General features: G+C 69.6%; 1 protein-coding gene. It reads left to right on the top strand.

Annotated features, from left to right (window positions below):
• Positions 1-25: 25 nt before the first annotated feature.
• On the top strand, positions 26-1755 hold a 1730-nt coding region (locus tag FNH05_RS36920; RefSeq protein ID WP_246128163.1), incomplete at its 3' end, for a condensation domain-containing protein.

Raw genomic sequence — 1755 nt, 5'->3', positions numbered from 1 at the left:
CATCCACACCACACTGCCCCCACACATGGCACCCGCCAGCTACATCATCCTCGACCGTTTTCCCTTGACCGCCAACGGAAAACTCGACACCACCGCACTCCCAGAACCCGGCGACGTGGATACCGAGAGCACGCCCACGTCCCCGCGAACGCCCACCGAGGAGGTCATCGCCGGGATCTGGCGGCAGGTCCTCGGCATCGACCGCGTCGGCGTCCACGACAACTTCTTCACCCTCGGCGGGCATTCGCTCCTCGCGGCCCAGATCTTCACCCGCCTGCGTGCCGTGTTCCGGGTCGAGGTGCCCCTGCGGGCACTGTTCGAAGAACCGACCATCGCCGCGCTCGCGGCACGAGTGGAACGGCTTCGGCAGGTTCCCGAGGAGGTGCCGCCGCCCTCCGCCGCCTCGCGGCCCGCGCGACTGCCGCTCTCGTCCACCCAGCAGCGGGCCTGGTTCTTCGAGCACTGGGAGCCGGACAGCCCGCTCCACAACATCATCGCCGGTTTCCGGATGTCGGGCAGGCTCGACGTGGGCAAGCTCGCCGACAGCTTCACCGCGGTCGTGGCCCGGCACGAGGCGTTGCGTACCACATTCACCGTCGAGGACGGGGAACCCTGGCAGGTGATCGGCACGGCCGGATCCGTCGACCTCCCGGTCGTCGACCTGTCGCGGGTGCCGGATCAGGACGACGTGGTCCGGCGGCTGGCCACGGCGGAGGCGGCACGGCGTTTCGACCTGCTGCGCGGCCCGCTCCTGCGGCCGACGCTGCTCCGGCTCGCACCGGAGGAACACGTCCTGCTCATCAGCCTGCACCACATCATCGCCGACGGCGTCTCGATGGCGGTGCTCCTGCGCGAGCTGGCCCACTTCTACCGCGGTGCGGCGGATCCCTTGCCGGAACTGCCCTTCCAGTACGCCGACTACGCGGTGTGGGAAGGCGCTCCCGAACGCCGCCCGGCCCTGGACCGGCAGCTGGAGTACTGGCGTGCCCAGCTGGACGGTGTGCCGGCCCTGCTCGAACTTCCGACCGACTTCCCGCGCCCGGCCACGCGGCAGTTCCGTGGTGCGAGCCATGCGTTCACGGTCCCGGACCGGCTCGTCGACGCGCTGCGGCACACCAGCAGCCGGGAAGGGGTCACGCTGTTCATGACGCTGCTCGCCGCGTACACGGTGCTCCTTTCCCGGCACAGCGGTCAGCACGACATCGTCGTCGGCACGCCGGTGGCCCACCGGCCGCGGCCGGAGCTGGAGAACCTCATCGGCTACTTCGCCACGACGCTCCCGCTGCGCACGGACCTCGGCGACGACCCGACGTTCCGCCGTCTGCTGCACCGCGTCCGGGACACCTGCCTGGACGCCTACGCTCATCAGGACATCCCATTCGAGCAGTTGGTGGAGCAGCTGACCCCGGTGCGCGACCCCGGGCACACCCCGCTGGCGCAGGTGGGCTGTGACTACCAGCGCGTGCCGGAGGCGGTAATCGAATGGCCGGGCGTTCGCCTGCGGCCCCTTGAGCCGGCACCGGGCAATGGAACGTCCAAAGTGGACCTCACGTTGTCGTTCACGGAGAGCCCGGCCGGGCTCACCGGAACGTTCGTCTACCTGACCGATCTCTTCACCGCCGACACCGTCGAACGGCTCACGGAGCGGTATCTGACCCTGTTGGAGGGGTTGGTGGGTGCTCCGTCCCGGCGGGTGGGCGACAACCCGCTGCTCACCGGCAGCGAACAAGCCCTGCTCCAAGCCTGGAACACCAC

The sequence above is a fragment of the Amycolatopsis rhizosphaerae genome (assembly GCF_007713715.1).
GTDB lineage: Bacteria > Actinomycetota > Actinomycetes > Mycobacteriales > Pseudonocardiaceae > Amycolatopsis_E > Amycolatopsis_E rhizosphaerae.
The sequence above is the reverse complement of the archived record's forward strand: the minus strand, read 5'-3'. Positions and strand labels throughout refer to the sequence as shown.